General features: G+C 57.0%; 5 protein-coding genes. 3 read left to right on the top strand and 2 right to left on the bottom strand.

The genetic code is table 11. The features are described 5' to 3' along the window. Positions 1-39: 39 nt before the first annotated feature. Positions 40-294 carry a hypothetical protein gene (locus PG731_RS09015; protein WP_270773467.1) on the bottom strand — a complete coding sequence of 85 codons (255 nt, stop codon included), beginning with the start codon at positions 292-294 and terminating at the stop codon, positions 40-42. 119 nt (positions 295-413) lie between these two features. Between PG731_RS09015 and PG731_RS09010 the strand changes: the two genes are divergently transcribed. The 3 genes from PG731_RS09010 (at position 414) to PG731_RS09000 (ending at position 3,384) form a co-directional block, all read left to right on the top strand. Beyond that, positions 414-1,730, top strand: a complete 1,317-nt coding sequence (locus PG731_RS09010; RefSeq protein ID WP_270773465.1) for an AMP-binding protein — start codon at positions 414-416, stop codon at positions 1,728-1,730. A 148-nt stretch (positions 1,731-1,878) separates the two neighbouring features. Beyond that, positions 1,879-2,772, top strand: coding sequence for a 1,4-dihydroxy-2-naphthoate polyprenyltransferase (locus PG731_RS09005; RefSeq protein ID WP_270773468.1), 894 nt, complete (start codon positions 1,879-1,881; stop codon positions 2,770-2,772). Between the two features lie 141 nt (positions 2,773-2,913). After that, the gene (locus PG731_RS09000) at positions 2,914-3,384 is read left to right on the top strand and encodes a hypothetical protein (RefSeq protein WP_270773464.1); all 471 of its coding nucleotides are present in this window, start codon (positions 2,914-2,916) and stop codon (positions 3,382-3,384) included. 21 nt (positions 3,385-3,405) lie between these two features. On the opposite strand, the gene PG731_RS08995 is transcribed toward PG731_RS09000, so the two are convergent. After that, entirely contained in the window at positions 3,406-4,074 is a 669-nt protein-coding gene (locus PG731_RS08995) for a histidine phosphatase family protein (protein ID WP_270773462.1), read from the bottom strand. Positions 4,075-4,165 lie beyond the last annotated feature (91 nt).

Here is a 4,165-nt window from a genome sequence, read left to right as displayed (position 1 = left end):
AACTAACAACACGCCGCCATTAGCAACGATTTTTGTCTATTAACCCTCCTCAACTCGCTGGACGATGGACTCTTTGACCTGATCGCGCGTCATTCCCGTAACGGAGACACCAGCGATCTTGACTCCGGGCAGAGCCTTGTGAGCGAAAGACGCGGCATATGCGCCGGAGGCACCCAGGGCGACAAGAATAGCCGCAACGATACCTGCGACCGTCCACTTCATCTTGGAATTCAGCGTGTTCAACATCGGCTCAACCTTATCGGTTGTACATTTTTCAAGCGACTTGAGTCCCATATGGGGACTGGGAAATCTGCCACAATTTCACAACCATTCTTGGCTTGATTGAGCGCTTTTTATGCGTGCAACCTAGGCTGTACGCAGTACAGAACAGACGCATTCTAGGGGGATCCGCATTGACAACTCGAACGCTGGTTGTACCTGGAGGAACCTCGATCGGAGCTGTCGCTCTTGCAAATGCGGCTCTTCACAAGCTGGTGGAGCTTTACAAAGAACGCCAGGCTGACCCGAATCACCCCGCACCTCACACGGTGGTTGTGATGCGTGATCCGAAGGATGTTCCGCCATCAACTCTGCGCGGGGCCTTGGCAACTGTCGAAGACGCGTTTCCAGCCGAGCGTTTCCCCTCGCTCTATCCGGCGATCACCGAGCCTGATTTCTTTAGCGGTATCGACCTGGTCATTCCCACGTCCGGTTCGTCCGCAGGCACACCTCATCTTGTGGGCTTGTCGATCGATGCGTTGATCGCGTCCGCGCAGGCAACGCACGAAGCCCTTTCCGGGCCGGGAAAATGGATTCTAGCATTGCCAACCCACCACATTGCCGGAGCGATGGTTTTGCTTCGCGCGGCCGTTGCTGAAACGAATCCGCAAATCGTTGATACCTCTGCCAGCTTCGATCCGCGAGCACTTCTTCCTGCGATCGCTGGTGCTACGGCCGAGGATGAGGTTCCCGGTTATCTGTCGTTGGTTCCGACCCAGTTGGCCTCGTGCTTGGCTAACGGTGAGGTGATTGAGGCTCTTTCGCGACTGTCCGCAATTTTGGTTGGTGGCGCGCACACGCGTTCGGATCTACTGGATGTGGCACGAGGCCATGGTCTGAATATCGTCACGACGTATGGGATGACGGAAACGTGCGGAGGGTGCATCTATAACGGAGTGCCTCAGCCCGGTGTTGAGGTGCGAACTGTTGAGCGTGATTCTCAGGCGCGGATTGCTCTTTCAGGCCCGATGCTGATGACTCGTTATGTGGACGGAGATTCCCCTCTTTTTGTTGAAGGAGGCACAACCTGGATACTGACGGGCGATATCGGTGTGATCTCGAGTGAGTCAACCGTGGAAATTCAGGGGCGCGCGGATGATGTCATTGTTTCCGGTGGTCTTTCTGTTGCTCCTGCCCCGGTCTTAGAAGCTGTTCTATCTTGCGATGAGGTAGCTGACGCGTGGGTGACGTCGACTCCCGACGATAAGTGGGGCGAGTTAATCACGACGCTGGTTGTCCCGAAGAATCCTATTTCATCTGCGGACGAGGTCGATCAGTTTGCTCGGCGTCTGCGTTCTGACGTGGGCGAGGTTTTGGGGCGCGCGTACGCTCCTCGCCGCGTTGTTGTGGCCGGCGCACTCCCCTACCTGTCGGGGATGAAGATCGATCGTATGGCGGCCACGAAACTGTTGAAGGATGCTGAAGACACGGTCTTTGACTGGCGTCGTTAAGGCGCGTTTCTTGGGTTATGTGCCCTACATGCAACCGAAGCAGAATGCTGTTTTCAGCTCAGACAGCGTAAACTCGTGAAGCACGCTTGTGACAAACGCTCGTGAGCCCGTCACTTTTTCAGACAATGGAAAGCAGGTACTGCCACTCATGGCAACGTTGAACGACTGGGTCGAAGGGGCGCGTCTTCGCACTCTGCCTGCTGCTATTGCTCCCGTAATTGTCGGGACCGCGTCAGCAATCCATATGGGTGCCGTTGCGCCAGTGCGCGCCGTTCTTGCTCTTGTCGTTGCCTTGGCGTTGCAGATCGGCGCGAACTATTCGAATGATTATTCGGACGGTATTCGAGGCACCGACGATTTCCGCCTGGGGCCCGCGCGCCTTACAGGTGGAAAACTGACCGCTCCGAAGAATGTCCTGATTGCCGCGCTAGTGTGTTTCGGGATTGCTGGTGTGGCCGGCTTAGCCCTGCTTGCTTTGTCTGGCGCATGGATTCTGCTGATCCCGGGCATTTTGGCCGTGCTTGCCACATGGTTCTACACGGGTGGTCGTACTCCCTACGGCTACATGGGGATCGGCTTGTCCGAGCTGTTCGTTTTCCTTTTCTTCGGTTTGATGGCGTGCGTGGGCACCACGTGGACTCAGATCCCTCAGGCACCGGGCTGGCTTTGGATGCTCGCGTCCACGCTGGGTTTCCTGTCAGTCGCACTGCTGATGGCGAATAACATTCGCGATATTCCAACGGATCGCGAGTCCGGTAAACGCACTCTTGCTGTTCGCCTGGGTGATACAACGTCACGCAAAGTGTTCACCGCCTGCTTTACTCTGTCCGTGGTGAGCCTTGCAGTATTGCTGTTCACCCTCACCTATTCGTGGCCACTGATTCTTGTTGCCCTCATCATCACCGGATTCATGAACGCTCCCGCAGTTCTACCGATCGCGCGTGGAGAAACTGGCGCCCGTCTGATTCCTGTTTTGCGCAACACCGGCCTGTACACGCTCGCCTGGGCAATCGAGGTCAGCGCTTTCCTGCTCCTCGCCTGATCCCCCTAGCCACTCAGCTCAAACTTTCAGGCTGAGCCTCGTACACGATGACGAGATTGAGCACCCCGCGCATTTCGCTCGCACCCTTGACCGCGGGGTCCTCCCCGCGACGCTTCACCGCTCCTTGGATAGACTGGCGCAATGGTACGCATTCTCGGCATTGTCATTTGGGCCGCGGTCACGATTTACGCGATCACGGATTGGCTTCGCACGCCCGAAGATCAAGTACCGGCAAAGTTGCCGAAGAACATCTGGCTACTGCTGATGATCCTGACGATCCCGTCGTTGTCAATCGGGTCGATCGCGTGGATCGCCTTGCGTTTCGTCGCCAAAGCGGAAGCCGGCGAGGCTCCCATCAGCTTCTCCGTCACCCGTGTCCCCTCGGAGAAACGAACGCCCGCACCCCTTGCTCCCGATGACGATCCGGAGTTTCTTTTCCGGCTCGAGCGCGACATTCAACGCCAACGCAAGAAGGCCAGCAAGGAAAGCGCGAACACGTCTAACGATTCCGCTCCCGATTCACCGTCCGCATTCGAAGAGGGCTCGGGTGCGTCAGATACGTCCGCGAACAATGACGACGAGGCCACAAACCGCAACGACCCCCAGGCGTGATCGGGTCGGCGCGATAAAGACTCAGCGTTTGAGGGCCGCTTCGGAATCCCCGGGAGTCATATCGTGTGCGTGAACAAGCAAGTCAGCGCTGGGCTCAACGTAGTCAATATCAACCAGTGTGCCGTCATCGAAAATAAACGTCGTGATCGACGCTAGAGAACAGTGCCTAGACCATGGGGCGTGTGCCAACATCTGCTTGCGAGCAAAACGCGTGAGCAACGTAATCGGACTCTGGTGTGAAACAACAAGGGCCTCGTGACCATAGGCGCGTTTCAACGCGCCTGACAGTGCGGCACTCATGCGCGACGCAATCTGCGCATACGGTTCGCCCCACGATGGCTCAAATGGATTGCGATAGTACTTCAGCACATTCGGCTTAATCAAAACCCTGCGGTCAGCATTCACCGGCTGGCCTTCGAAGATGTTTCCAGCTTCGATCAGGCGAAGATCCGAGTGAATAGGAAGCTCGTAGGCGCGAGCAGTCGGGGTCGCGGTCTGCTGCGCACGAAGAAGAGGCGACGCAATGACGGCCGTGATATCCGCGTCGGTTTCTTTCAGATAGTCGGCTCCACGCTGAGCCATCTGATGTCCGAGCTCCGTCAGACCAAAACCGGGAAGACGCCCATAGAGCAGGCCGCCTGGGTTATCGACTTCGCCGTGGCGCATCACGTGGATCTTCGTTGTCGTCATGGTGTAAGTCTGACACGAATCATGTGAGCGCGCGCAAAGCGGGCGCCGACCAAAGCGAGCTCCGACAGATAAAAGCGAAGGCCCGACCGAA

The sequence above is a fragment of the Pauljensenia sp. OF14-1SRA genome (assembly GCF_027694595.1).
Classification (GTDB): Bacteria; Actinomycetota; Actinomycetes; order Actinomycetales; family Actinomycetaceae; genus Pauljensenia; species Pauljensenia turicensis_B.
Note: the sequence above shows the minus strand (reverse complement) of the source record. Positions and strands in the feature narration are given on the sequence as shown.

Excerpts from the sequence above, each read along its gene's own strand:
- PG731_RS09000 (WP_270773464.1), top strand. The coding sequence starts at position 2,914 with ATGGTACGCATTCTCGGCATTGTCATTTGGGCCGCGGTCACGATTTAC.
- PG731_RS08995 (WP_270773462.1), bottom strand. The coding sequence starts at position 4,074 with ATGACGACAACGAAGATCCACGTGATGCGCCACGGCGAAGTCGATAAC.
- PG731_RS09005 (WP_270773468.1), top strand. The coding sequence starts at position 1,879 with ATGGCAACGTTGAACGACTGGGTCGAAGGGGCGCGTCTTCGCACTCTG.
- PG731_RS09015 (WP_270773467.1), bottom strand. The coding sequence starts at position 294 with ATGGGACTCAAGTCGCTTGAAAAATGTACAACCGATAAGGTTGAGCCG.